Here is a 25,354-nt window from a genome sequence, read left to right on the forward strand (position 1 = left end):
TAGATGGGACGAATCTGGGCAGGGTGAACAATCACTGTCCGGCTAAGTGACTGACTGGTAGGTTGCGCGATATGGAGTCTCCCAAGCACGCAGGTGACATCGCGGTCACCGTCTCCAAGGCCTACGGCATCGAAACCATGTTCACCCTGTCCGGCGGGCATGTCTTCCCGCTGTATGACGGGGCGGTCCACGAAGGCGTGCCCATCCTGGACGTACGGCACGAGCAGAGCGCGGTCTTCGCCGCCGAGGCGACCGCCCGGCTGACCCGCAAACCCGGGCTCGCCGTGCTCACCGCCGGTCCCGGGGTCACCAACGGCGTCAGCGCCGTGGCCACCGCTCATTTCAACGGCTCCCCCGTCGTGGTCATGGGAGGCCGTGCCCCGCAGTCGCGCTGGGGATCCGGCGCGCTCCAGGAGATCGACCACCCGCCGCTGTTCGCCCCGATCACGAAGCTGGCCTTCACCGGCTCCGGCCCCGACTCCATCGGCCAGGACGTGGAGATGGCCTTTCGGACGGCCCTCGCCCCGCACCGAGGCCCGGTCTTCCTTGACTTCCACATGGATCACCTGTTCGCGGCGGCGCCCCCGCTCGACCACGCCACCGAGACGCTGACCCCGTCGCCGCTGGAGCCCGACCCCGACGCGCTCGCCGGGATCGCCCGCCTGATCGCCGCGGCCGAGCGGCCCGTGCTGGTGCTGGGCTCGGACGTGTGGATGGACCGCGCCGAGGAGGTCGCGCGGGGCTTCGCCGAGGAGTTCCGCCTGCCGGTCATCCCCAACGGGCAGGGGCGTGGCATCCTGCCCGCCGGGCACGAGCTGCTGGTCACCCGGGCCCGGGGGCTGGCGTTCTCCCAGGCCGACCTGGTGATCGTGGCGGGCACCCCGCTGGACTTCCGCCTCGGCTACGGCTGGTTCGGCGGCAAGGACGGCGCTCCCCTCGCCAAGGTCGTGCACCTGGCCGACGCGCCGTCGCAGCTGACCACGCACATCGAGCCCGTCGGGGTCGCCTCCGGCGACCTCTCGCTGGTCTTCTGGGGACTCGGTACGGCCTGCGCCGACGCGGGCGTCTCCCCCAAGACCTACGAGCCGTGGCTGTCGAAGCTGGCCGAGGCCGCCGCGTCGGCCGCCGCCGGAGACGCCGCCCTGCTGGCCTCCGACTCCGACCCGATCCATCCGATGCGGATCTACGGGGAGCTCGGCAAGGTCCTCGCCGACGACGCCGTGGTGATCGGCGACGGCGGCGACTTCGTCTCCTACGCGGGCAAATACGTCGAGCCCAAGCAGCCCGGGAACTGGCTCGACCCGGGCCCGTACGGCTGCCTGGGCACCGGCCTGGGTTACTCCATCGCCGCCCGGCTGGCCCGGCCTTCCTCGCAGGTGGTGCTCCTGCTCGGCGACGGAGCCGCAGGGTTCTCGCTGATGGACGTGGACACGCTCGTACGGCACCGCCTGCCCGTCGTGATGATCTGCGGCAACAACGGCATGTGGGGTCTGGAGAAGCATCCCATGCAGATGCTCTACGGCTACGACGTGGCCGCCGACCTCCAGCCGCAGTGCCGCTACGACCAGGTGGTGACCGCGCTCGGCGGTGGCGGCGAGCTCGTCACCGACCCGTCGCAGATCGGCCCGGCGCTGCGCCGCGCGTTCGACTCCGGCGTGCCGTACATGGTGAACATCGCCACCGACCCGTCCGTCGCCTACCCCCGCAACACCACCGGCATCTGAGGACCGGCAACGGCAGACACCAGGAGCCGCAGAAAAGGATCTAGGGGGTGAAAGTCGGGGTCGGTGAGGGAGTCGGCGTGGGGGTCGGCGTGCACCTGTAGTTGGCCATGATGACCTCCACCGGCTTCCTTGGGTCCCACAGGGTCCCGCCACCCGGGCGCTGCTCCACCACCTTCTCGCACTGCGTGTGATCGATGTCGCCGCTGTCGGTGATCGTGATCTTCAGGCCCGCCGTCCTGAGCTGCTCCGTGGCCGCCTCCCGCGTCATGTTCATGACGCTCGGCACCCTCCGCTTCGTCACCGGCGTGGGCGTCGGTGTCGGGGTCGGGGATTTGGTCGGAGTCTTGGTCGGCTTCGGTGTGGGCGTGGGGTCCGGGGTCGGCTCCTCGGTCGGGGTGGGCTCCTCGGTCTCGGTGGGCTCTTCGTCCGGCGTGGGCCGCTGGCCCGAGGTGGTCCGGGTCGGGGTCGGCTTGCGCGTCGTGTTGCTGTGGCTCCTGGAGGGCCCCCGCGACTCGCTGGCGCTGGGCGGCGGGGAGAGTGGCTCGACGGGAGTCTCGCTGGAGGCCGGGAGGCCGTTGATCACGACGGTGGCGAGGCCGACGCACATCACGCCCGCCACGGCGGACAGGGCCAGCAACCCGCCCTTGCGCCGTGGCTTCTGCGCGGCGCGGCGGCCACGTCCCCTCGGGACGGCTTCGGTGGCCGGTCCGGGCGACGGGGCCGTCATGGGCGACACGGCCTCCTGCCGGCCGTTCTGGGCCGCCCAGGGCTCCTGCCAGCCGGTCTGTGGCAGGGAGGCCTCCCACCCGCCCTGACGGGCGACGTCGGCCGGCGACGCCTGCGAAACGGGCGGCACCGCCGTCGCACCGGTCTCCGGCCCGAGGACCGCGGCCTGCCTCGCGGCGGCGCTCATCGCGGCGGCGCTGGGGAAACGCCGGGCCGGATCCTTGGCCAGAGCCCGCTCGACCAGGGCTCGGATCGCGGGCGGGATGTGCGGGGGCAGCGGTGGGGGCGCCTCACGGATGTGCTTGAGCGCGATCGTGACCGGGGTGTCACCCTCGAAGGGCCGCTGCCCCGCCAGGCACTCGTAGGCCACCACGCCCAGCGCGTAGATGTCCACCGCGGGGGTGACCGGGGCGCCCTCCGCCTGCTCGGGTGCGCAGTAGGCGGCGGTGCCGAGCACCATGCCCGCGTCGGTCAGCCTGCTCGCCGCGTCCGACCTGGCGATGCCGAAGTCGGTGAGCACGAGCGTGCCGTCGGAGCGCACCATCAGGTTGCCGGGCTTGACGTCGCGGTGGACGATGCCCTGGTCATGCACGGCCTGCAGGGCCGAGGCCGCCTGGGCGATGAGCTCCATCGCGGGCACCGGGGCGATGCTCCCCAGCCGCCCGAGCAGGCGGTCCAGCGGCTCGCCGTCCACGAATTTCATCACCAGGTATGCCGTCGCCCCCGCGCCGGGCACCTCGTGAATCCCGTAGTCGTAGACGTCCACGACCCCGGGATGGTTGATCGTCGCCATCGCCCGGGCTTCGCCCTGGAATCGCACCAGGAAGCCCGGATCGTCAGTGCGGCCCGGGAGCAACACCTTGACGGCGACCGTGCGGGCCAAGACGATGTCCTCACCACGCCACACTTCGCCCATGCCGCCGGCGCCGATGCGGGTATCCAGGCGATACCGCCCCGCCAGCGTCGTGCCTTGGGCCACCATGACTCCCCCGTAACCCTCTTCGCTCCCACCCCAGGGTTCTCCAACAAAGCGGATTTGTATCGCGCCAACGTCACGGCATCGTAACGAAACCCTGCATGCCATATGCCTCATAAATCAAGACGCGTGCCGTAGCATCGCACAAATCTCAGAACTTTTGGGGAGTTGTACGAGTTCTACGCCTTCTACGTCTTTCCGCCAGGGCTGCGAAGAAGCCTCGGTCGACGATCAGACAAGCAAACCGGATCAACCGCTCAGCAGGCCGTGCTCCGCACAGCGCGCCGTCCAGCCGCTGGGGGTCACCTGGACCACCATCCGGCGACGGCAACGGGCGCAGTAGCGCGGCGGCTCCATCGCCCGCGCGGCGAGACACGCCGCGTGGTCGCCCTCATCGGCCGGGCGACCGCAGTGATCGCAGTAAGAAGTCACCGAGTACCTCCAGTGTGGATGCCCCATTCTCCAGGGTGGCGGGAACCCGCGGAAGAGTTCTTGAGTCCGGCCTCCGGGTCTCGGTGAGGCCGGACAGGATGGTCGGGTCGGCGACAGCCGAGCCGGCATCGTCCGACCGCCCCAGGGCATGGGCCGACGACGCGGGGAGCCCTCCAGCCGCTGGGCGGGGCCGTGAACCGCGAACCACTCGGCTCCGGCCGGGAATCCCGGTCCTTCAAAGGCCAGGAGGATGTCAAAGAATCAGACTCTATGCTGACGCGCATGACACTCGCTCCCGGTCTGCGCGCCCAGCTCCTCATCGTGGTCGAACAGGGGGACACCGCGGTGAAGGTCGGCAGCGGGGACGTCCCCGTGCTGGCCACTCCCCGCGTGCTGGCCCTCGCCGAGCGGGCGACCGTCCAGGCGGTCGCGGGTGCGCTCGGCCCCGGCCAGACCTCCGTGGGCACCAAGGTCGCCCTGGAGCACCTGGCGGCCAGCCCGGTCGGCACCCACGTCGAGATCACCGCCGAGCTCGTCGAGGTCGACGGCCGCCGCCTGGTCTTCGCCTTCACCGCCCGCGACCGGCACACCACCGTCGCGACCGGCACGATCGAGCGCGTGGTCGTCGAGCGCGAGCGTTTTCTCTCGAAGCTCGCCCGCTGACCACCCGGCCCTCACCTGGCGCTTTTCCGGCGCCGGTACGGTGAGGGCCCGTGCGGCGGCCGGCGCCTGGGTACGGCGCGCGGCCCGGGCTACTCGATGACGGCGATGAGGTCGCCCTCCTGGACGACGTCGCCTTCGGCGACCTTGAGCTCAGCGATCACACCGTCGTCCTCGGCGATGACGGGGATCTCCATCTTCATCGACTCAAGGATGACGAGGGTGTCGCCGTCTTCAACGGTGTCACCCTCATTGACGAGGACTTTCCAGACATTAGCCACCATCTCGGCGCGTACTTCAGCCACCGGACACTCCCATCAATCACTGTGATTCAACTGTGCCAGATAGACCCGATCAGGCCCTCATACGAGCCACCAGTCCGGTGTCGTAGTCGCCGCCGACGAACGCGGAGTGCTCAAGCAGCTCCTCGCAGAACGGCAGATTGTTCTTGGGTCCTACGATTTTGAAGCTCGCCACGGCCTCACGGGCTCGCTCCAGGGCCTCGGCGCGCGTCTGCCCGAACACGCACAGCTTGGCCATGAGCGGGTCGTAGAACGGCGTGACCGTGTTCCCCTCCTCGTAGCCGGAGTCCACCCGGACGTCCTCACCGGACGGCTCCGCCCACACATCGATCCTTCCCGGTCCAGGGAAGAACCTCTTGGGATCTTCAGCGTAGACCCGAAACTCGATCGCGTGACCACGCGTGACCACCGACAGCTCGACCTTCTCGCCGGCGGCGATCCGCAGCTGCTGCTCGACCAGGTCCAGACCGGTGACGAGCTCGGTCACCGGGTGCTCCACCTGGAGCCGGGTGTTCATCTCCAGGAACACGAAGTCCTGCTTGTCGGCGTCCACCAGGCATTCCACGGTTCCGGCGCCGAGGTATCCGACCGCCTCACCCGCCCGTACGGCCGCCGCCAGCATGCGCTCGCGCAACTCCTGGGTGATGCCGGGAGAAGGCGTCTCCTCCACGACCTTCTGGTGACGGCGCTGCACCGAACAGTCACGCTCGCCGAGCGCGACGACCGTGCCGTCCGCGAGGCCCAGGATCTGCACCTCGACGTGACGGGCTCGCTCGATGTAGCGCTCCAGCAGGATCGCGGGTGTTCCGCCGAAGCGGGCGGCGGCCCTGGACGCCTGCTCGAACGCCTTGGCCAGCTCGGCCTCGTCATGGGCGACGCCCATGCCGATGCCTCCTCCTCCGCCTGCCGTCTTCACCATGACCGGATAGCCGATCTTGGTGGCGGCCACCACGGCCTGGTCCAGGTCGGTGACCGGCTCGCGAGTCCCGGCGGCGACGGGCACGCCCGCCTCCTCCATCAGGTTCCGGGCGTTGATCTTGTCGCCCATCCGCTCGATCGCCTCCGGCGAGGGGCCGATCCAGGTCAGCCCCGCGTCGATGACCGCACGGGCGAATCCGGCGTTCTCCGAGAAGAAACCGTAACCCGGGTGGACGGCCTGGGCACCCGATGCGCGTGCGGCCGCGAGCACCTTGTCGGCGTCGAGATAGCTCTGCGCCGGGTTGGCCGGCCCCAGCAGGATCGCCTCGTCGGCTTCCCGGACGAACGGCAGGTCCGCGTCGGCCTCGGAGTACACCGCAACGGCTCGCAGCCCCATGCGCTGGACCGTGCGGATGATTCGCCGGGCGATTTCGCCACGGTTGGCGACAAGAACGGATTCGAACACGTTGGTGGCCCCCTTTCGACCGCTCCACCTTATGGCCGTGATCTCGGCACAAACCTTTGCCCGAAACCACCGATCGCGGTGACGCGATCTGTAGGAAACCCACAACTGCGGGAATCGGATCGCTTCAGATCCAGTGCGTGGGAGCCAGCCTGTCGATGACGCGGGCCATCGCCTCGACGACCGCTGGATCGTACTCCTCGCCGGTACCGAGGCGGAGCCGTTCGAGGGTGGCCCCGGCCCGGTCCCGGTCGACGGAACTGCCGACCAGGTCGTCGTAGGCGTTGGCCACCTTGATGATGCGGCTGGCCAGCGGAGGCATCTCCGCGCAGGGATCGCACTGGCGGCGGACGATCTCGGCCACCCGGTCCAGCACCCCGGTCTGCCTGATCACCTCCGCACCCAGTTCGGCGATGCGCCGCGCCTGCTCGGGTTCGGTGAGCACCGTGGCGCCGCCGGGGATCGGGTCACGCAGCGAGAGCTGGCCGATGTCGTGCATGAGCGCGGCGTATTCCAGCTCCAGCAGCTCGGGCTCGGCCATGCCCAGCTCCCGCCCGATCGCGACCGCCAGGCGGCTCACCCGATGTGAATGCCCCGGCTCGACGTAGCCGCCGACCTCGGTGACCCGTGACAGTGCCCGGACCGTCTGGAGATAGGTGGCCCGGATCCCGGCATATTTACGGAAGGCGACCTGGGTGACCAGCAGCGGCGCGGCGAAAACCAGCAGCGCCGCCATGTCCATGCTGTGCGAGGCGAGGGCGAGCAGGATCCCGGAGGCGGCGACGGCGGCCCACAGGGGTGCCGCCATCCGCAGCTCGTCGTGGACCGCCACGCCGAAGGCCGCGCGCACCTGCTCGGCCCGGAGCACGGCGGCCAGCACCACATCCACCAGCACCATCACCAGGATGAGCAGGGCCATCACGCCGAGCGCGGGCCACCAGCTGCCTTCGGGCCCCTTGGCCAGGTCGAACAGCGGCCCCGCCAGCGGCCGGTAGGCCAGGGCCAGCAACGCGCCCGTGAGCAGCCTGCGCGCCATCGCGTCCGGCCTCGGCGGGCGACCCACCGCGAGGTGCGGCAGCACCCCGGCGACCATGCCGACAGCCAGCACTGCGACGACCTGGAGCGCCGAGTGCCGTGCCGGAACGTCGCCCATGTCCAGCAGGAGCGTGTAGCCGAGCGCGGCGGCCGCTCCGATCGGCGCCACCTCCCGGTTGCCCGGCATGGTGAGCCTCGCCAGCTCACCCGCCGCGATCAGCGCGCCGAAGCCGATGGCGATCTCAGGGTCGGTCAGTCCGGTCGCGGCCGTGTGCGCCACCCCGGCCACCGCCAGCAGACCCGCCGCGCAGATCAACAGGAGCTGCCCCGAGTCGAGCCTCTGGAGCGCGCGAGGAGCGGCGGTGGCGGCGGTGGTGCTGCTCATCGTTCTGCGCCCATGGTCGCGCTCGCCTTCTTCCTCGCTCCGCTCGCTCGGCGGCTCACCGCTCTGCACCCATGGTCGCGCTCGCCTTCTTCCTCGCTCCGCTCGCTCGGCGGCTCACCGCTCCGACACCACCTGAATGGGCATGGTCGGGTCGTCGTGGTCCTTGGCGGTGGTTTCGGTCACGTCGGCCGGAGGGGTGATGACCTTACGCGGAGGCTCCCAGCCGTACCGGTCCACGGCCTTGATGAAGGCCATGACCATCACCGGATCGAACTGGGTGCCCGCGCCCTTGCGGAGCTCCTCCATCGCCACCTCCACCGGGCGAGCACCCCGGTAGGAGCGATCGGAGGTCATCGAGTCGAAGGCGTCGGCCACCGCGATGATCCGGGCGAACTCCGGGATCTCGTCCCCGGCCAGCCCCATCGGGTAACCCTTGCCGTCTTGCCGCTCATGGTGGTGCATGATCCCGGCGAACGCCTCGTCCAGAAAGTCGATGCCCCGGACGATCTCCAGCCCGCGCATCGGGTGAAGTTGGATGGCGGCGTATTCCTCTTCGGTGAGCGGGCCGTTCTTCTGCAGCACTTTGGTCGGCACGCCCAGCTTGCCCACGTCGTGCAGCATCCCCGCATAGCGGATCGCCCGCAGTCTCTCCGGCCCCATGCCGATCTCCTGGGCGATCATGCCGGAAGCCAGCGAGACGCGGGTGCAGTGACCGCGGGTGTAGTAGTCCTTGGTCTCCACGGCCTGGCAGAGAGCGGCGATCGTGGCGTCGTAGGAGCGCTGCTGCGCGAGGTATTGGCCGAAGGCCCAGCGCGCGACGAACAGCGGAAGCAGCACGAGCACCGCGGAGATCGAGTTGACCGTCGCCCACAGTCCCGCGATCAGCAACCCGAAGGTGGCATAGCCCAGATACGAGACCATGAACTGGGCCAGCCCCCGTAACGGCACCTGGTCCGCCTGACCGGTGAGCACGAGCACGATGGCGATCAGGATGAAGTTGAGCGGCACGAAGACCGCCGCCGCGCCCGCGAACGGCACGATCAGGTCGTCGAACCCGGCGATGTTCGGCAGACCGGCCCTGCCGCCCAGCCACTCATAGGCGTGACCCGCCGCGTAACCGCACACGGCGAACTGGGCACCGTTGAACAGTCGTTTCACCAGCGGCAGACCGGGCCGCACGCTGAACACCGCCGTCATGCCGACCAGCGCCGCCCCTTCGGGCCCGACAAGCACCACCGCGGCGAGAGCGGCCGAGAAACTTACCGACACCGCCGCCTGCTTGACGTTGAGCAGGGTCGGCACCGACTCGCACACCAGGAACAACAAGGCCAGAACGAGCAGGTTCGACCAGTCGAACCGCTCAGTGTGGCCGCTCAGCGTCACGCTGTATCCGAGCAGCGCGAACGCTGCTCCGATTACAGCGACAAGGTAGACCTTGGCAAACCACGGCAGTCCACGCAAAGCGGCCACCCTTGGGTCCTACGGGCGCGTGCTCAAGTCCAGGAGATCCCCGGACGCACCGGGCTGACCGTTTCCTTCAACATGCGCTGCCTCCACGTTGGTTTCGCAACTCAGGTTACAGAAGCGAGCTAGGCCGGGAGGGACAGACCGAGGATCGCAAGCAAAGCGTAATCAATCCATCACCACAAGCCACCCAGGCCGGTGGCGGCTAAAGAGCCGCCAGACGAGTCCTTGCCCAGTCGACGGTGGCTTTCAACCCCGTGGCCAGATCCGTCTGGGGCCGCCAGCCCAGCCCCTCGAACGCGGGCGCCGGGTCCACGGCCATCGCGGGAAGATCGCCCAGCCGCGGCTCGGCGCCGCCCGGCTTGTCAGGGGCACCGGCGGCCGCGGCCACCAGGGTGTGTAGCGCGCGGTCGGTGGTCTCCACGCCGGTGCCCAGGTTGAACCGGCGGCCGTTGCCGGCATCCCCGCAGGCACGGACGAAACCGTCCACCACGTCGTCGACGAAGACGTAGTCGCGGGTCTGGGCGCCCTCGCCGTACACCACCGTGGGGGTGCCGTTGAGCAGCGCGTTGGTGAAGATGGCGACCACCCCCGCCTCGCCGTCGGGCGACTGGCGCGGGCCGTAGACGTTGGAGAGCACCAGCGTGGTGTAGTCGATGCCGTAGAGCGCCTTGAAGGTGGCCAGGTAGACCTCCGCGCTCAGCTTGGAGGCCGCGTACGGCGAGCGCGGGTCGGTCGCCGCGTCCCCCGGAACCGGGATGACCTCGGGCTTGCCGTACACGGCGACGGAGGACGCGAAGACGACCTTGCGGGTGCCGCCGCGGTGGGCGGCGGTGAGGACGGAAGCGGTGCCCTCGACGTTGAGCCGGGCGTCGTGAACGGGGTCGGCCACGCTCTTGCGCACGCTGATCTGCGCGGCGAGGTGACAGATGACCTCGGGCCGGAAGGAGGCGGCCAGGCCGATCAGCGCGGGGTCGCGGATGTCCATCTCGTGCAGGCCGAAGCGCGGGCTCCGCGCCGCGTCGACGAGATTGGCCCGGTCACCACTGGACAGGTCGTCCACGGCCGCGACCTCGTGGCCATCGGCCAGCAGCCGGTCCACCAGGGTGGACCCGATGAATCCCGCTCCACCGGTGACGAGTATCCGCATGCTGACTGACCCCCAGTTCGTATGGCCATGGCCGTACGAGAGATCCTAGGAGGTCAGCCGGCCAGCTCGGAGCGGACCTGGTCGATCCTGCCGAGCACCTTGGCGCGCAGGTCCTCGGAGGCCTTGTCGCACCCGCAGTGCTTGGCGACCAGTTGCTTGACGACCTGCTCCAGGCCGTATTCCTCCAGGCAGGGCCCGCATTCGTCCAGGTGCACGCGGATGTCGACGCAGTTGCGCTCGTCGAGCTCGCCGTCCAGATAGCTGTAGACCTTGTCCAGGACTTCGCGGCAGTCGGTGGCGTGAGGTTTGCCGCAGCTCATACGATCACCCCGTCCAGAGGCTCACGGTCCGCGTCCACAAGCTCGCACCGCCCGCCGGCTCGCTCGCTCACTTCGCCCCCTCCGCAGGAATCAGTCCACGCTCTCTGGCGTAGTCCTCAAGTTGCGTCCGCAACTGACGACGGCCACGGTGGAGCCGCGACATGACGGTCCCGATCGGGGTGCCCATGATGTCGGCGATCTCCTTGTAGGGAAAGCCCTCGACGTCGGCGAGGTAGACCGCGATCCGGAACTCCTCGGGGAGTGCGGCCAGCGCGTCTTTGACGTCGCTGTCGGGAAGGTGTTCGAGCGCCTCGATCTCCGCCGACTTCAGCCCGCCCGAGGTGTGCGACTCGGCCCTGGCGAGCTGCCAGTCCTCGATCTCCTCGGTGCCCGACTGCTTGGGCTCGCGTTGCTTCTTGCGATAGCTGTTGATGAAAGTGTTGGTGAGGATGCGGTACAGCCAGGCCTTGAGGTTCGTGCCTTCCTGGAACTGGTGGAAGGACGCGAAGGCCTTGGCGAAAGTCTCCTGGAGGAGGTCTTCGGCATCCGCTGGGTTCCGGGTCATCCGAAGCGCGGCAGAGTAAAGCTGGTCGAGATAGGGCATTACATCCCGCTCGAACCGCGTGCTCCGCTGCTCCAGAGTCTCCTCGTCTGTCGCAGGGACCGGACCCACCCCCTTAAGATCGCCGAAGTCCGGCTGACGCGGGACTCCGTACTGAGCGGAGAATACCCGCTCATCAGGGAAAGACCGATCACCGGGGCGGGTGACGGGGTCGATCAGTGCGAGCATGGGGTTGGCAACCTCCGGAAAGGATCGTGCGTTGTCCGCTTGCAACACGCTCGCCCAGTCATCTGTTCCCTCAAGATAGAAGGTGACGAAGGACCCGGTACGGGGAAAAAGATACGTACCGGAAGGTAGCTGTAGACCACCGGAAACCCTGACGCCAGGAGCCGCTTGTGCTGCCCATCCCGGCCGAGGAGCTGAATGGCTCAGGAACGCTCGGGCCGTACTGGACCTTTTACCGCGCGGTCGTCGCCGAGCAACTGAGCCGATGGCTGCCGGAGAGTCCTTCCACCGTTCTCGACCTGTCCGGTGGCAGAGGCCGTTGGTCCGCCCAGGCCGCGAAGGCCGGGCACCGGGTGCTGGAGGTCGTCGACTTCCGCCGGGCCGTGGAGGGCCAGCCCCTGCTTCACGACGCCTCCAAGGTCCGCCAGGTCCGCGCCGACGACCTGCGTTTCCTGCCCGACCGCAGCATGGACGCCGTGCTCGCCGAGGAACGGGCGTTGTCGGTGGAACTCATGGCCGAGTCCGCGATCGACGACGTCGCCCGGGTGCTGCGCCCCGGCGGCCGGGCGCTGGTCTGCGTCGACTCCCTGGTGCTGGGAATGGCGATCCTCGCCGAGCAGAACTACTGGGCCCACCTGCGCCAGACCGGCGAGGTCATGCTCGTGCCCTGGCCGGACGGGAGCATCACCCGGTGCTTCAGCAGCGGCCAGCTTCGCGACCTGCTCACCGAGGCGGGTCTGGAAGTCGAGTGGATACGGCCCCGCACGCTGCTGTCTCCCTCGACGGTCGATCACGTGCTCGCCTCCGACTCCCGGGCCCTCACCTGGCTGGTCAACACCGAGCTGGAGGCTCACCCGAACGACGACGACACCGTGGGCATCCATCTGGTCGCCAGCGCCCGCCGCCTGTGAGGCTCAGCGTCTCCGCTCGCGCCTGGCCTGGCACTGAACGCAGCGGGTGGCCTCAGGACGCGCCTCAAGCCTGCCTTCCGGCACGGGCTTGCCGCAGTCCGCGCAGAGGCCGTAGAGCCCCTCATCCAGCCGCCTGAGCGCCTCGACCACCGAACGGCGCTGGCGGATGGCCACGTCCAGCATGGCTTGGTTGCGGTCCGCGTCGGTCAGGACCGATCCGGCGTCGGCCGTGGACCGGTCCCACGTGGTCAGGGGATCTCCCCGCAGAACCCTGATGGACCGGTCGAGCTCGGCGAGCATGTTCTCCAGGCGCATACGCGCGGCAGCGGCGTTCATCGGAATCGGCCGGCTCCTTCCACCGTGATGGAGCCGTCGGCGTGTGCGATCGCCTCAGGGCACGGGGTGGCGGCGCGAGGGGCCCTCCGGCCGCCGGGCGGGGCCGTGAACCGCGAACCGCCTGGCTTCGGCCGGGCATCCCGGTTCTCCAGGGGCAGGAAGGATGTCGACAATCCGCACCTCCGCGAGATGGGGGCGGCCTGTGGGGGGATCCCCGATACTCCCGTCAGGCGCGAAGGGGATGAATGTGTACGGCGATGCCTCCTTCAGAAGGATCGCTTTCATCAGCGGATGCCCACTTGGCAAAGGTTTTACACCGATTACGGAGTGTTTTCAGAAGAGCGCCTGGCTGCCTTTTTCTTCTTCCGGAATCGGCTCGACGAGTTCCGGGCCGTTGTTCCGCACCGAGTTCACCGCGGTGGAGACCGGATACACCTTCAATCCGGTCGAACCGGCGGGGATCAGGAACTCCCGCGCGTCGGGCACCCCGGGGTCGAGCCACTCCGACCAGCGATCCCGCTCGATCAGCATCGGCATCCGGTCGTGGACCGCACCGGCCTCGTCCAGAGCGGTGGTGGTGATGATCGTGCAGGTCGCCAGCCAGGCGAGCGGATCGTCGTCAGCCCGGGTCCGGTCCCGCCAGAACTCGTACAGCCCCGCCATGGCCATGATCCCGCCGTCGGCCGGCTGGACGAAGTAGGGCTGTTTCCTCGGCTTCCCGCCCGCCTCGGCCTCTTCCCGCACGACCCATTCGAAGTAACCGTCCGCGGGCAGCAGGCACCGGCGCTCGGCGAACGCCCTGCGGAACGACGGCTTCTCGGCGACCGTCTCCACCCGAGCGTTGATCAGCTTTGATCCGATGGACGGGTCCTTCGCCCAGGCCGGGACCAGGCCCCACCGGAGCACCCGCAGCTGCCGGACCGCGCGACCGTCCGGATTGGACTTGGGCACCCGGCTCAGGACCGCGTAAACCGGTTTGGTCGGCGCGACGTTGTAATCGGGCCGGAGCTCCTCGTCGGCCGCCCCGTCGACCTCGACCTGAAACTCCTCAAGCAACTCGTGCTTGTCTCGCGCAGACGCGTATCTCCCGCACATATCCCCACCTTGCCACGCGTCCGGGGGCGGAGGGTCACTGCCCCGGTAGGCTTTTGAGCATGTCCGTTCCGCTGTGGCCCGCACCGACCGCGACCGAACCCGTCCACGCGACCGTTCCCCTGCCCGGTTCGAAATCCGTGACGAACCGCGCGCTGCTGCTCGCCGCGCTGGCCGACGGTCCCGGCACCGTACGGCTGGCACTGCGCAGCCGGGACGCCGACCTGATGGCGGACGCCCTGAGGGCGCTCGGCGCCACGATGACCCCTTCCAACGAGAGCGCCTCCAGCGTCGACTGGGCGATCGTGCCCGGCCCGGTCACCGGCGGGGCGCGGATCGACGTGGGGCTCGCGGGCACCGTGATGCGGTTCGTGCCGCCGATGGCGGCGCTGGCCGGCAGCGAGGTGTTCTTCGACGGTGACCCGCACGCGCGCAAGCGCCCGATGGGAGCGATCCTGGGCGCGCTGCGCGCCCTCGGCGCCGAGGTGACGGGTGACGCGCTGCCGTTCACCGTCCGGGGCCCGCTGGCCGGTGGGGAGGTCACGCTCGACGCGTCGGGCTCCTCCCAGTTCCTGTCCGGCCTGCTGCTGACCGCGGCGCGCTTCGACAAGGGCGTGACAGTACGGCACGACGGCCCGCCGATCCCGTCGCAGCCGCACATCCGGATGACCGTCCAGATGCTCCGCGAGTTCGGCGTCCAGGTCGACGACTCCGAGCCGGACGTCTGGCGGGTCGAGCCCGGCCCGATCCGTGCCAGGGACTTCACCGTGGAACCCGACCTGTCCAACGCGGCGCCGTTCCTGTCCGCCGCGATGGTCACCGGGGGCACGGTCACCATCCCCGGCTGGCCTTCCGAGACGACCCAGCCGGGCGACCAGCTCCGGCAACTGCTGGCCGACATGGGCGCCTCGGTCGAGCGCACGCCCGACGGCCTGGCGGTCACCGGCACCGGGCGCATCACCGGCATCGAGGCGGACCTGCGCGACGTCGCCGAGCTGACCCCGACGATCGCCGCCCTCGCCGCCCTCGCCGACTCCCCCAGCCGGATCAGCGGTGTGGCGCACATCCGCGGGCACGAGACCGACCGGCTGGCCGCGCTGGTCGCCGAGATCAACGGTCTCGGCGGTGACGCGAACGAGACCGAGGACGGCCTGGAGATCCGGCCGCGCCCGCTCACCGGAGGGGTGTTCCACTCCTACGCCGACCACCGGATGGCCACCGCCGGCGCGGTGATCGGCCTGGCCGTGCCGGGGGTCGAGGTGGAGGACATCGCCACCACGGGTAAGACTCTCCCTGAGTTCGCCTCCATGTGGCTGAACATGCTGCACGGCGCGCGGTGACGGATCACCGGCCGGTGGGACTTGGGGCTGCCCGATAGTGGCAGGCAACCGTTCATACGAAGGCAGATCGAGGCGAAGAAACTGAGAAAGCGGGACTACGACGAGGACGACGTCAGGGTCAGGCCGGGAAAGGGTTCCCGGCCCCGGACCCGGATTCGTCCTGCCCATGAGAACGCGGTGCGGGGATTCGTCGTGACGGTCGACCGGGGTCGCTACACATGCCTGGTCGAGGTGGACGGGGAGAAGAGCCGCCACCACAAGAAGAGCAAGGTGCGGGACGCCGCCATGAGCGGCCGGATCGTGGTCGCCATGAAGGCCCGGGAGCTCGGCCGCAAGGGAATCGTGGTCGGTGACCGGGTGGCCCTGGTGGGCGATGTCTCCGGCGCGTCCGACACGCTCGCCCGCATCGTCCGTGTGGAGCCCCGCACCTCGATGCTCCGCCGTTCCGCGGACGACACCGACAACACCGACGGCATCGAGCGCCCCGTCGTCGCCAACGCCGACCAGCTCGTGATCGTCACCGCCCTGGCCGACCCGCCGCCCCGCCCGCGCATGATCGACCGGATGCTGGTGGCGGCCTTCGACGCCGACATCGATCCCCTGCTCTGTCTCACCAAGTCCGACCTCGCCCCGTCCGACGAGCTGGTCTCCCTCTACGACCCGCTCGGCGTGCCGTACGTGGTGCTCCAGAAGGGCGGCGCCCTGGACGGGATCCGGGAGCGCCTGAGCGGCCGGATCAGCGTGCTCGTCGGCCACTCAGGCGTGGGCAAGTCCACCCTGGTCAACGCCCTGGTCCCGCACGCCAATCGAGCCGTCTCCCATGTCAACGCGGTGACCGGCCGGGGGCGCCACACCTCCACCTCGGCCGTGGCCCTGGAGCTTCCCGAGGGCGGCTGGATCATCGACACCCCGGGCGTGCGCAGCTTCGGCCTGGCCCATGTCTCGGTGGAAACCGTCCTCGCCGGCTTCCCCGACCTCGTCGAGGGCACGGTCACGTGTCCCAAGGCCTGCAACCACCTCGGCGAGGAGTGCGCTCTGGACGCCTGGGTGGCGGCCGGCCACGCCGACCCCACCCGGCTCGTCTCCCTGCGCCGCCTGCTCGCCAGCCGGGAAGGCGCCCCCGACGACGACTAGGGACCGGTCTCCGGCGGATCCGCCACCCGAGCCCGGGGTGGTTCCAGGCGAATCCGCCGCCCGGCTAGCGGTTGGGCCGCAGGGTCCAGGCGACGGTCATCTCGGAGACCAGGGTGCCGTCGACCGTCCTGATGTCGACAGTGACCTCGAACTCGGGGCGTTCGCCCGCGTCCAGCTTGGCCACGACCTCCTCCCGGGAGGCTTGCAGGCGGGCCTCGGCGACGACCTCGCCCATCGCGAGCTTCACGTAGCGGATCGCCGCATTCGCGGCCAGCGGGGTCGCCCGGGTCAGCTGGTCGCCGAAAGCCGACAGCATCGCGGCGCCGGAGGCGGACTCGGCGAGGCTGAACAGGGCTCCGGCGTGGGGGCCGCCCACATGGTTGTGCAGGTCCGCGCGGTCGGGCATGCGGGCTACCGCGAATCCCGGCTCCACCTTGTCGAAGGAGATGTCCAAGGTCCGGGCGAACGGGACGCTCTGCAGCATGAAGGCACCAACATCAAAGGTCATGCCCCGAATGCTACTTGCGAGTAACACCAGTCGCTACTTGTCGGTAACATATGGGTGGCGGATGATTTGCGCCCTATCCAGCCGACTGACGTGACGCGACACAATTCCCCGGCTTGTTCCCCCCTCTCCTGTAACCCACCATCGACGCGATAACGTTGCGACCTGTGACGGGTTACAACGACGACCTGCGCCTCGCGCACGTCATGGCCGACTCCGCCGACGATCTGACCATGCGCCGGTTCAAGGCCGTGGACCTCCGGGTCGAGACCAAGCCGGACCTCACCCCGGTGAGCGACGCCGACCGGGCGGTCGAGGAAGCCATCCGTGGCACGCTCAGCCGGGCCCGCCCGCGCGACGCCGTGATCGGCGAGGAGTTCGGCAACACCGGCTACGGCGCGCGTTCGTGGGTGATCGACCCGATCGACGGCACCAAGAACTACGTGCGCGGCGTCCCCGTCTGGGCCACGCTCATCGCACTGATGGAGGAGGGCCGGGTCGTCGTGGGCCTGGTCTCCGCCCCGGCGCTCGGCCGCCGCTGGTGGGCCGCCCGCGACAGCGGCGCCTGGACCGGCAAGAGCCTCACCAAGGCCACCCGCTGCCACGTCTCCTCCGTCACACGCCTGGAAGACGCCTCCTTCTCCTACTCCAGCTTCGGAGGCTGGGAAGAGGCCGGAAAACTCGACGAGTTCCTCGACCTGAACCGATCCGTCTGGCGCAGCCGCGCCTACGGTGACTTCTGGTCGCACATGCTCGTCGCCGAAGGCGCGGTCGACGTGTCGGCCGAGCCGGAACTCTCCCCCTGGGACATCGCCGCACTGACCGTGATCATCGAGGAGGCCGGCGGCATCTGGACCGACCTGTCCGGGGTTCCCGACCTCGACGGCGGCAGCCTGGTGTGCAGCAACGGCTCCCTGCACGGCGAGGTCCTCAAGCGCCTCGGCGGCGGACCGCTCACCCTCCCCGTGTAGGCGGACAGCTCACCCTCCCCATGTAGAGGGTGACCCGCGGGGCGCAGAGGTGACCCGCGGGGCGCAGAGGTGACCCGCGGGGCGCAGAGGTGACCCGCGGGGCGCAGAGGTGACCCGCGGGGCGCAGAAGTGACCCGCTCAGTGCCTTCGGCCTGCCCGGCGCCTGCTCACGTCGACATGAACAAAACCCCTGCCCAAACTCAGCCATGATTCCCGCTACCCCCTTCCGGGAGTCGGGAACAGCCGCCGAACTGGCCGAAGTTTCAGGGCTTGCCCAAGGGACCGCCATGACAGCGACCGAAGGCATTCATTTTGTGTTCACCTTTATACGGGTTTCGAGTCACTTTGCCTGCCTAGCCTTCTGAACGTTGAAGGACTTAGTGGGAGGAACCCAACCGTGAAGTATGCAGGCCGGCTCGCCGCCGTCACCCTCGTCGGCGCGCTCTCCCTCGCTGCGTGCGGCACCGATAACAATGCCAGCACCGGCAGCACCAGCGGTGCTTCGACGGCAGCCTCCGCCGGGTCGGACGCCGGTAGCGGCGGCACGATCAACGCTGCGGGCTCCTCGGCACAGGCCAACGCCATCGACGAGTGGAAGAAGAACTTCCAGCAGGCCAACCCCGGCGTGAGCCTCAACTACCAGCCCAGCGGTTCCGGCGCGGGTGTCCAGGCGTTCATCCAGGGCACGATCGCGTTCGCCGGTTCCGACTCGGCGCTCAAGGACGACAAGGGCGAGCCCGCTCAGGCCGACGCGCGCTGCAAGACCGGCAAGGCCATCAACCTGCCGATGGTGACGGGCCCGGTGGCCGTCGTCTACAACCTGCCCGGCGTCGAGGGGCTGCAGCTCTCCCCCAAGACCATCGGCGGCATCTTCAACAGCAAGATCACCAAGTGGGACGACGCGGCGATCAAGGCTGACAACCCCAACGCCAAGCTTCCCTCGACCCCGATCCAGGCGTTCCACCGCTCGGACGAGTCGGGCACCAGCGACAACTTCACCAAGTTCCTGGCCAAGACCGCCGAGTGGCCGTACGAGCCCGCCAAGGCGTGGCCCGCCGAGGCCAAGGGCCAGGGCGCCAAGGGCTCCGACGGCATCGCGCAGTCCATCAAGAGCACCCCCGGCGCGATCAGCTACGTGGAGCTCTCCTACGCCGAGAACTCCAGCCTCACCAAGGCCAAGGTCGCCAACGGCTCCGGCGAGTTCGTGGAGCTGACCCCGGAGAGCGCGGCCAAGACGGTCGAGGCCGCCGAGGTCGTCGGCCAGGGCAACGACCTCAAGCTGAGCATCGACTACGCCACCAAGGCCGCCGGCGCCTACCCGATCGTCCTGGTGACCTACGAGATCACCTGCGAGAAGGGGCTCGCGCCCGAGGAGGCCAAGCTGGTGAAGTCCTTCCTCACCTACACCTCCAGCGACGAGGGCCAGAAGGCTCTGACCGGCCTGGGCTACGCCCCGCTGCCGACGACGCTGCTCGCCAAGGTCCGCACCGCGGTCGAGGCGATCTCCTAAATATGGCGACTCCAGTTCGCACCCGTGACGGCGGATCGGCCATGAGCCGGTCCGCCTCTCGGCGCAGCCGAGGTGAGGTGCCCTTCCGCTACGCCTCCACGGCCGCCGGCATCCTCCTGCTGGCGATCATGGCGGCCATCGCCGTCTTCCTCGTCGTCGAGGCGGTCCCGGCCCTGCAGGCCAACAAGGGCAGTTTCTTCACCACTCCCACGTGGGAACCGAACGGCAGCCAGTCCTTCGGCATCGCCGCCCTGGCCTTCGGCACGCTGATGAGCGCGGCTCTCGCGCTGGTCATGGCGGTGCCGGTGGCCGTGGGTGTTGCGCTGTTCATCTCCCACTACGCGCCCCGGCGCATGGCGGGGGTCCTGGGATACGTCGTCGACCTGCTGGCCGCCGTCCCCAGTGTCGTCTACGGCCTGTGGGGTGTCGTCTTCCTCGTCCCCTTCATGCAGGGTCCCTCCGAGTTCCTCAACAAGTATCTGGGGTTCATCCCGCTGTTCGGTGGTGACGTCGTCACCGGCCGTTCGATGCTGACGGCGTCGATCGTGCTCGCGGTCATGATCCTGCCGATCATCGCGGCGATCTCCCGGGAGGTGTTCCTCCAGGCACCCAGAATGCACGAGGAGGCGGCCCTGGCCCTCGGCGCCACCCGCTGGGAAATGATCAGGATGGCGGTCCTGCCGTACGGGCGTCCCGGCGTCATCAGCGCCTCGATGCTCGGCCTCGGCCGGGCCATGGGAGAGACCATCGCCGTCGCGCTCATCTTCCCCGCGACGTTCGGCATCGACTTCCAGATCCTCACGCCCCAGGGCAACAGCATCGCCGCCAACATCGCCAACGGGTTCGGCGAGGCCACCCCGATCGGACGCGGCGCGCTGATCGCATCCGGTCTGGTGCTGTTCGTCATCACGTTGCTCGTGAACATGGGCGCCCGTCTGATCATCGCCCGTCGCAAGGAATTCTCGGGGGCGGCCGCATGACCGCGATTCAACGCATCTCGACGGGCCGTCGTCTCAAGGACCGGTTCGTCCAGTCGCTCGTCTACCTGGCGTTCGCCATCGCCGTGGTGCCGCTGGTCGCCGTCCTCTGGATGGTGATCAAAAACGGTTTCGCGCGGCTCGACATGGAGTTCCTGACCCACTCCATGCGCAACATCGGCGCCAGGGACGCGGGAGGCGGCGCCTACCACGCCATCCTCGGCACCCTGGAGCAGGTCCTGCTGGCCTCGCTCATCTCGATCCCCGTCGGCCTGCTCACCGCGATCTACCTCGTGGAGTACGGCCAGGGCACCAGATTGAGCCGGGCGATCAGCTTCTTCGTGGATGTCATGACCGGCATCCCGTCGGTGGTCTCCGGCCTGTTCATCCTGGCCTTCTGGGTCCTGGCGCTGGGCATGCCGTTCTCCGGTTTCGCCGGCGCGCTGGCCCTGTCGATCCTGATGATGCCGACGGTGGTCCGCTCCGCGGAGGAAATGCTCCGGCTGGTCCCGAACGACCTGCGCGAGGCCTCCTACGCGCTGGGCGTGCCGAAGTGGCGGACGATCGTCAAGGTCGTCCTTCCGACCTCCTTCACCGGTATCGCGACCGGCGTCATGCTCGCCATCGCCCGTGTCGCGGGCGAGACGGCTCCGCTCCTGCTCACGGTCTTCTTCACCGACTCCATCAACAGCGACCCCTTCAACGGGCCCCAGATGGGGTTGCCGCTCTTCGTCTTCGACCAGGCGGGCCGTCCGACCGACGCCGCCATCGACCGCGCGTGGGCCGGAGCGCTCACGCTCATTCTGATCGTCATGCTGCTCAACCTGGTGGCACGCCTTATCAGCTGGTGGCGCTCTCCGGCCAGAGGGCGATAGGAGGAATATCGAAATGAGCCAGCAAATCCAGGTCTCCGGCCTCGACGCGTACTACGGCAAGCACAAGGCGATCGAGGACATCTCGATGACGATCGAGCCGCAGTCGATCACCGCCTTCATCGGCCCCTCCGGATGTGGCAAGTCGACCTTCCTCCGGACGCTGAACCGCATGCACGAGGTCATCCCCGGCGCACGTGTGGAGGGCAAGGTCCTGCTCGACGGGGAGGACCTCTACGCCCCCGACGTGGAGCCGGTGTCGGTGCGCCGGATGATCGGCATGGTCTTCCAGCGCCCCAACCCCTTCCCCACGATGTCGATCTACGAGAACGTGGCGGCCGGTCTCCGGCTCAACGGCAAGCGCTCCTCCAAGTCCTCGGTCGACGGCATCGTGGAGGAGTCGCTGAAGGGCGCCAACCTCTGGAACGAGGTCAAGGACCGGCTCAACAAGCCCGGTGCCGGCCTTTCCGGCGGTCAGCAGCAGCGCCTGTGCATCGCCAGGGCCATCGCGGTCAAGCCCGAGGTCCTCCTGATGGACGAGCCGTGCTCCGCCCTGGACCCGATCTCCACTCTGGCCATCGAGGACCTGATGGTCGAGCTGAAGAGCCAGTTCACGATCGTCATCGTGACGCACAACATGCAGCAGGCCGCGCGGGTGAGCGACCGCACCGCCTTCTTCAACCTCGCGGGGCAGGGCCAGCCGGGCCGCGTCATCGAGATGGACGACACCTCCCGGATCTTCACCAACCCCACCCAGAAAGCGACCGAGGACTACATCACCGGCCGCTTCGGATAAACCGACCATATTGGAGGACCTGGGTGATCCAGCCGCAGTCGGCACCCGAGGTGAACGGGGACACCCGGACAGCACCCCTGCTGCTGGTGGCTGATCCAGAATCGGCCATGGTCCAGGGTCTGTCCGGCGCCCTCGAACGCGAGGGCGTCGAAGTCACGGGCGTGACCGACGGTGCCCAAGCCCTGCTGCAGGCTGGGGCGCTCCAGCCTGATGTCGTACTCGTCAGCGCATCTCTGCCGGTCATCGGGGCGGTGGAGTTCGTCCGCGCCGTACGGCTGACGCGGGCGATCCCAGTCCTGCTCGGTGTGGGTGAGGGCCATGCCGAGCAGGCCGTCCAGGCACTCGCGGCCGGAGCCACCGCATGCGTGGCCCGGCCGTACCGAGTGCCCGAGCTCCTGCCCCTGGTGCAGGCCGCGTTCTCCGGCGAATCGGGGATTCGCCGGACGCTGGTGGTCGGCAATGTCGAGCTCGACGTGAACGCGTACCAGGTCAAGGTGAACGGCCGGACCGTCCATCTGCCGCTGCGGGAGTTCGAGCTGCTGCACTACCTGATGCGCAACGCGCATCGCACGGTCACCCGCGAGCAGATCATGCGGCATGTCTGGAACTCCACCGACACCACCTCGACCAACACGATCGCGGTGCACGTCAAGCGCTTGCGCGCCCGCCTCGGCGACAACGACGACCAGCTGATCCAGACCGTGCGTGGAGTGGGCTACCGGCTGATCGACAAGTCGGCGTAACGGTCGTTCGCCGCACATCTTCGCTCGCCGCGGAAGGCGTTCAGGATGCGCTTGGCCATGCCCTCGACCTTGGTGACGCCCGTCCTCATGCTCGGGCTGTCCTCGGTGAGGATCACCACGGCGTAGTCGTGCCCAGGCTCCCGGATCAACCCGGCGCTGACGACGGCCCAGCGCCGGTTGGCCACGTGTCGCAACCAGCCGTTCTTCAGCGACACCTGGCCACCCTCACACGCCGCGGCGCTGATTCCCCACTTCTGCCTGGGGGTCACGTCTTCCATCAGCCGGAGCACCCGCTCCCGGTCCTTCTCGGCCAGAAGGCTCTCGTCCCCCGCCAGCACCCTGATCAACCGGACCTGGTCCTCCGCGGTGGTCTGCGTGATGCCCCAGCAGTAGAGATTCAGGCACCGGCCCGCCGGCGTGTAGGTGTGCTCGAGATCGAACTTCCGGTTGGCCCTGGCCAGACCTGACTCCAGGCCGATGCGTTCATACAGCCGGTCGGCCGCCGCGTTGTCGCTGAAACGGATCATCCGGTTCGCGTCGTGTTTGTCCTGCTCGCTCAGCTCCCGCCATCGTGTCCTGAGCAGCAGCGCCATCAGGATATCGACCTTCGATGTGCTGGCCGTGGGCAGCTGCAGACCGTGGTGGTAGCGATAGACCCGGTCGGTGGCCAGGTCCTGCACCATGGCGCTCGCCCGGCCACCGTGGCGCGCGAGAAATCGGTCGAGGACGCGTGTGAGTTCCGGGGCGGAGACCTTCGGCGGCGCCGGCGGCCGGGGAGTCTCCCGGACGACCGACAACGCCGGTGAACTGGAAGCCCGCGGTGCGGGAACGGTCGGCGGCTCAGGATCCCCGAGGTCCTCGGGGATCGCCACCGCCCGCCCGGCGGCACCGGCGGCCGTCGCCGCCCGTTCGGCTGCTGAGACGATTCCAGTCACCGTCTCGCCCGTCTCGCCCTCGGCGGCGTGGCCACACGTCACCACGGGAGCCAGTACGGCCGCCGCCACAGCCGCCCGACAAACCAGTTTCATCACGAGCCCCAACCGCCCCTCCGGTCACGCATGATCGGGATCTATCCCGAAAAGCGAAGCCGGAAGACGACAGGGCGGAACCTAGCCCGAATAAGATCCAAGCCTTGAACGCCGGGCGGGGCTTCTGGCTCTGGTCCGGCGGTCAGCTCTGGTCGGCGGTCAGCTCTGGTCGGCGTCGGCGATCAGCCGGGCGATGCTCTCGTCGTCACAGGTCGCCCAGAACTGTCCGACCACGTCTTCCAGGTGCTCCAGCGATTCGGCCTGGAAGAGGACATCCTGATATTTCGTGATGTCGTACTGGGTCGTGCCCATGGCGACGAGGTCCAGCGGCCGGATGTCCATGCCACGGAACTCCTCGATCTCCCCGTAGGAGGACAGGATGCCCGCACCGTAGGCCCGCAGTTCGCCCTGATCGATCATCACGCCGAACTCCAGGGTGAACCAGAAGATCTTCGAGATGAACTCCAGCGCCTCCTCGCCCTCCACGCGCCGGGCCGCACCGCCGGCAAGGCGGTAGAGCTGCGAGTATCGATCCGAGGCGAGCGCGTTGGCGTGGCCGATCACCTCGTGAATCACGTCCGGCTCCGGCGTATAGAGCGGCGTGGAGTGGTGCCGGATGTACTGGGTCGAGTGGAAGAGACCATCCGCCAGCACGCCGTAGAAGTCGCGGAGCGGCACCAGTCCGGCAGCCGGGAGATAGCGGAATCCGGTCAGCGGCTCCAGCAGGTCACCGACCTCCTGCAGCTGCGGAATCCGCTCCTCGGGCAGTCCCAGCCGCGCAGCCGCGTCCAGGTATTCCGCAGTCGCGTATTTACGATGCTTGATCGCCAGCTCCCGGCTGACCAGGGCCCAGACCTCATGCTCCTGGCTGGTGTATTCGGCCGTCGGGATCGGTGTACCGGGTACGTACCCGACCGCGAGCGCGGCGATGGCGTTGCGGCGAGCCCGGTAGACCGGGTCCGCGAAACCGGGGTGACTCGCGGCGAGCTCGACCTCGACCGTGCCGTCGTCACGAGTAGCCACCGGTGCGAAGTACTGTGCTTCCTCGAACATGTATGAAATGACAGCAATTCGCGGAATCGTTGACAAGAGCGAGCAGTTTTACTACACGATCTGCTCATGATCGCCCGGTAAAACCTGTTTCCCACTGGTCGTATCGCCTACTCTGATGCGGTGCCCATCGATGACCTGGACAGCCGCCTGCTGGTGACCATGCGCGCTCATCCCCGCATCGGCCTCACCGAGCTCGCCCGCCTGCTCGGCGTGGCTCGGGGTACCGTGCAGGCCCGCGTCGAGAAACTCACCGCTCGCAACGTCATCGCCGACTTCGGCCCCACGGTCACGCCCGAGGGTGTCGGCTACCCGATCCTGGCCTTCGTCTCCCTGCAGATAGCTCAGGGCCGTCTGGCCGAGGCCGTGCAGGCGTTGCAGTCCGTTCCGGAGATCCTCGAGGTGCACGGCACCAGCGGCCAGGCCGACCTGCTCTGCCGCGTGGTCGCCCGCAGCACGCCGGACCTCCAGGAGATCATCGCTCGCATCCTGGCCTCTCCGGCGGTCCAGCGCACCGACACCACGATCGCCCTGTCCGTCCAGATCCCTTACCGGATCGAGCCGCTGCTCCGCGCCGCCCCGAACGCCTGATCACACGAAAAAAGGGCAGGGCGTTGTCTTGGGGGTCTCCGGGGAAAGACCCGAAAAAAAAGGGGGGTGTCCCGGTTCCCCGGGAACACCCCCCAAAACGCAGGAAAGGCCACCCCGAAGGATGGCCTTTCCCACAATGATTGTCCGGCGGCGACC

General features: G+C 68.7%; 26 protein-coding genes. 12 read left to right on the top strand and 14 right to left on the bottom strand.

What is annotated here, in order from left to right:
- The first annotated feature begins 71 nt into the window (after nucleotides 1–71).
- A complete protein-coding gene (locus tag ACFY2X_RS41285; protein ID WP_389948925.1) occupies nucleotides 72–1,724 on the top strand; it encodes an acetolactate synthase in 1,653 nt (550 codons plus the stop codon).
- Nucleotides 1,725–1,764: 40 nt separating this feature from the next.
- Here ACFY2X_RS41285 and ACFY2X_RS41290 read toward each other — a convergent pair whose 3' ends face one another.
- Nucleotides 1,765–3,432 carry a serine/threonine protein kinase gene (locus ACFY2X_RS41290; RefSeq protein ID WP_389948928.1) on the bottom strand — a complete coding sequence of 556 codons (1,668 nt, stop codon included), beginning with the start codon at nucleotides 3,430–3,432 and terminating at the stop codon, nucleotides 1,765–1,767.
- 243 nt (nucleotides 3,433–3,675) lie between these two features.
- Nucleotides 3,676–3,858: a hypothetical protein gene (locus ACFY2X_RS41295; protein WP_389948931.1), complete on the bottom strand. Its 183-nt coding sequence runs from the start codon at nucleotides 3,856–3,858 to the stop codon at nucleotides 3,676–3,678.
- A gap of 282 nt (nucleotides 3,859–4,140) precedes the next feature.
- On the opposite strand from ACFY2X_RS41295, the gene ACFY2X_RS41300 reads away from it, so the two are divergent.
- Nucleotides 4,141–4,521: a thioesterase family protein gene (locus tag ACFY2X_RS41300; protein WP_389948934.1), complete on the top strand. Its 381-nt coding sequence runs from the start codon at nucleotides 4,141–4,143 to the stop codon at nucleotides 4,519–4,521.
- 89 nt (nucleotides 4,522–4,610) lie between these two features.
- On the opposite strand, the gene ACFY2X_RS41305 is transcribed toward ACFY2X_RS41300, so the two are convergent.
- From ACFY2X_RS41305 to ACFY2X_RS41335, 7 genes are all read right to left on the bottom strand, one after another.
- Complete coding sequence (locus tag ACFY2X_RS41305) at nucleotides 4,611–4,823, bottom strand: biotin/lipoyl-binding carrier protein (protein WP_389948937.1); 213 nt, start codon at nucleotides 4,821–4,823, stop codon at nucleotides 4,611–4,613.
- Between the two features lie 49 nt (nucleotides 4,824–4,872).
- Nucleotides 4,873–6,204 carry an acetyl/propionyl/methylcrotonyl-CoA carboxylase subunit alpha gene (locus ACFY2X_RS41310; protein ID WP_389948939.1) on the bottom strand — a complete coding sequence of 444 codons (1,332 nt, stop codon included), beginning with the start codon at nucleotides 6,202–6,204 and terminating at the stop codon, nucleotides 4,873–4,875.
- A gap of 124 nt (nucleotides 6,205–6,328) precedes the next feature.
- Nucleotides 6,329–7,621, bottom strand: coding sequence for an HD-GYP domain-containing protein (locus ACFY2X_RS41315; protein WP_389948942.1), 1,293 nt, complete (start codon nucleotides 7,619–7,621; stop codon nucleotides 6,329–6,331).
- Nucleotides 7,622–7,735: 114 nt separating this feature from the next.
- Nucleotides 7,736–9,091 carry an HD-GYP domain-containing protein gene (locus ACFY2X_RS41320; RefSeq protein ID WP_389948943.1) on the bottom strand — a complete coding sequence of 452 codons (1,356 nt, stop codon included), beginning with the start codon at nucleotides 9,089–9,091 and terminating at the stop codon, nucleotides 7,736–7,738.
- Between the two features lie 199 nt (nucleotides 9,092–9,290).
- Nucleotides 9,291–10,235, bottom strand: coding sequence for an NAD-dependent epimerase/dehydratase family protein (locus ACFY2X_RS41325; RefSeq protein ID WP_389948946.1), 945 nt, complete (start codon nucleotides 10,233–10,235; stop codon nucleotides 9,291–9,293).
- A gap of 53 nt (nucleotides 10,236–10,288) precedes the next feature.
- Nucleotides 10,289–10,555 carry a mycothiol system anti-sigma-R factor gene (rsrA, locus tag ACFY2X_RS41330; RefSeq protein WP_389948948.1) on the bottom strand — a complete coding sequence of 89 codons (267 nt, stop codon included), beginning with the start codon at nucleotides 10,553–10,555 and terminating at the stop codon, nucleotides 10,289–10,291.
- A 67-nt stretch (nucleotides 10,556–10,622) separates the two neighbouring features.
- Nucleotides 10,623–11,228: a sigma-70 family RNA polymerase sigma factor gene (locus ACFY2X_RS41335; RefSeq protein WP_389948950.1), complete on the bottom strand. Its 606-nt coding sequence runs from the start codon at nucleotides 11,226–11,228 to the stop codon at nucleotides 10,623–10,625.
- A gap of 284 nt (nucleotides 11,229–11,512) precedes the next feature.
- On the opposite strand from ACFY2X_RS41335, the gene ACFY2X_RS41340 reads away from it, so the two are divergent.
- Complete coding sequence (locus tag ACFY2X_RS41340) at nucleotides 11,513–12,253, top strand: class I SAM-dependent methyltransferase (RefSeq protein WP_389948952.1); 741 nt, start codon at nucleotides 11,513–11,515, stop codon at nucleotides 12,251–12,253.
- Nucleotides 12,254–12,256: 3 nt separating this feature from the next.
- On the opposite strand, the gene ACFY2X_RS41345 is transcribed toward ACFY2X_RS41340, so the two are convergent.
- Nucleotides 12,257–12,589 (bottom strand): TraR/DksA family transcriptional regulator, encoded by a 333-nt coding sequence (locus ACFY2X_RS41345; protein ID WP_389948955.1) that lies wholly within the window; start codon nucleotides 12,587–12,589, stop codon nucleotides 12,257–12,259.
- Nucleotides 12,590–12,922: 333 nt separating this feature from the next.
- Nucleotides 12,923–13,684: an SOS response-associated peptidase gene (locus ACFY2X_RS41350; RefSeq protein WP_389948957.1), complete on the bottom strand. Its 762-nt coding sequence runs from the start codon at nucleotides 13,682–13,684 to the stop codon at nucleotides 12,923–12,925.
- A gap of 59 nt (nucleotides 13,685–13,743) precedes the next feature.
- Between ACFY2X_RS41350 and aroA the strand changes: the two genes are divergently transcribed.
- Both aroA and rsgA read left to right on the top strand, forming a co-directional pair.
- Nucleotides 13,744–15,021, top strand: a complete 1,278-nt coding sequence (gene aroA, locus ACFY2X_RS41355; protein WP_389948960.1) for a 3-phosphoshikimate 1-carboxyvinyltransferase — start codon at nucleotides 13,744–13,746, stop codon at nucleotides 15,019–15,021.
- A gap of 81 nt (nucleotides 15,022–15,102) precedes the next feature.
- Nucleotides 15,103–16,155, top strand: coding sequence for a ribosome small subunit-dependent GTPase A (gene rsgA / locus ACFY2X_RS41360; protein ID WP_389948994.1), 1,053 nt, complete (start codon nucleotides 15,103–15,105; stop codon nucleotides 16,153–16,155).
- Nucleotides 16,156–16,219: 64 nt separating this feature from the next.
- Here rsgA and ACFY2X_RS41365 read toward each other — a convergent pair whose 3' ends face one another.
- Nucleotides 16,220–16,663 (bottom strand): DUF4442 domain-containing protein, encoded by a 444-nt coding sequence (locus tag ACFY2X_RS41365; protein WP_389948963.1) that lies wholly within the window; start codon nucleotides 16,661–16,663, stop codon nucleotides 16,220–16,222.
- Nucleotides 16,664–16,827: 164 nt separating this feature from the next.
- Here ACFY2X_RS41365 and hisN point away from each other — a divergent pair, with 164 nt between their 5' ends.
- The 6 genes from hisN to ACFY2X_RS41395 all read left to right on the top strand — a co-directional run bounded on the left by hisN (nucleotide 16,828) and on the right by ACFY2X_RS41395 (nucleotide 22,529).
- On the top strand, nucleotides 16,828–17,631 hold the full coding sequence (gene hisN, locus ACFY2X_RS41370) for a histidinol-phosphatase (RefSeq protein WP_389948966.1): 804 nt from the start codon (nucleotides 16,828–16,830) through the stop codon (nucleotides 17,629–17,631).
- 397 nt (nucleotides 17,632–18,028) lie between these two features.
- A complete protein-coding gene (pstS, locus tag ACFY2X_RS41375) occupies nucleotides 18,029–19,141 on the top strand; it encodes a phosphate ABC transporter substrate-binding protein PstS (RefSeq protein WP_389948969.1) in 1,113 nt (370 codons plus the stop codon).
- Between the two features lie 2 nt (nucleotides 19,142–19,143).
- On the top strand, nucleotides 19,144–20,121 hold the full coding sequence (gene pstC, locus ACFY2X_RS41380; protein ID WP_389948971.1) for a phosphate ABC transporter permease subunit PstC: 978 nt from the start codon (nucleotides 19,144–19,146) through the stop codon (nucleotides 20,119–20,121).
- The gene (gene pstA / locus ACFY2X_RS41385; protein ID WP_389948974.1) at nucleotides 20,118–20,993 is read left to right on the top strand and encodes a phosphate ABC transporter permease PstA; all 876 of its coding nucleotides are present in this window, start codon (nucleotides 20,118–20,120) and stop codon (nucleotides 20,991–20,993) included. The genes pstC and pstA overlap by 4 nt, the downstream gene beginning before the upstream one ends.
- A gap of 13 nt (nucleotides 20,994–21,006) precedes the next feature.
- Nucleotides 21,007–21,786: a phosphate ABC transporter ATP-binding protein PstB gene (pstB, locus tag ACFY2X_RS41390; RefSeq protein ID WP_389948976.1), complete on the top strand. Its 780-nt coding sequence runs from the start codon at nucleotides 21,007–21,009 to the stop codon at nucleotides 21,784–21,786.
- A gap of 23 nt (nucleotides 21,787–21,809) precedes the next feature.
- Nucleotides 21,810–22,529, top strand: a complete 720-nt coding sequence (locus tag ACFY2X_RS41395) for a response regulator transcription factor (protein WP_389948979.1) — start codon at nucleotides 21,810–21,812, stop codon at nucleotides 22,527–22,529.
- Here ACFY2X_RS41395 and ACFY2X_RS41400 read toward each other — a convergent pair.
- Nucleotides 22,502–23,557, bottom strand: a complete 1,056-nt coding sequence (locus tag ACFY2X_RS41400; protein ID WP_389948982.1) for a serine hydrolase — start codon at nucleotides 23,555–23,557, stop codon at nucleotides 22,502–22,504. The genes ACFY2X_RS41395 and ACFY2X_RS41400 overlap by 28 nt on opposite strands.
- Nucleotides 23,558–23,716: 159 nt before the next feature.
- Nucleotides 23,717–24,610 carry a phenylalanine 4-monooxygenase gene (locus tag ACFY2X_RS41405; RefSeq protein WP_389948985.1) on the bottom strand — a complete coding sequence of 298 codons (894 nt, stop codon included), beginning with the start codon at nucleotides 24,608–24,610 and terminating at the stop codon, nucleotides 23,717–23,719.
- 120 nt (nucleotides 24,611–24,730) lie between these two features.
- Here ACFY2X_RS41405 and ACFY2X_RS41410 point away from each other — a divergent pair, with 120 nt between their 5' ends.
- Complete coding sequence (locus ACFY2X_RS41410; protein WP_389948988.1) at nucleotides 24,731–25,198, top strand: Lrp/AsnC family transcriptional regulator; 468 nt, start codon at nucleotides 24,731–24,733, stop codon at nucleotides 25,196–25,198.
- Nucleotides 25,199–25,354 lie beyond the last annotated feature (156 nt).

Origin of the sequence: Streptosporangium sp. NPDC000396 (assembly GCF_042898655.1) — a bacterium.
Lineage (GTDB): Bacteria > Actinomycetota > Actinomycetes > Streptosporangiales > Streptosporangiaceae > Streptosporangium.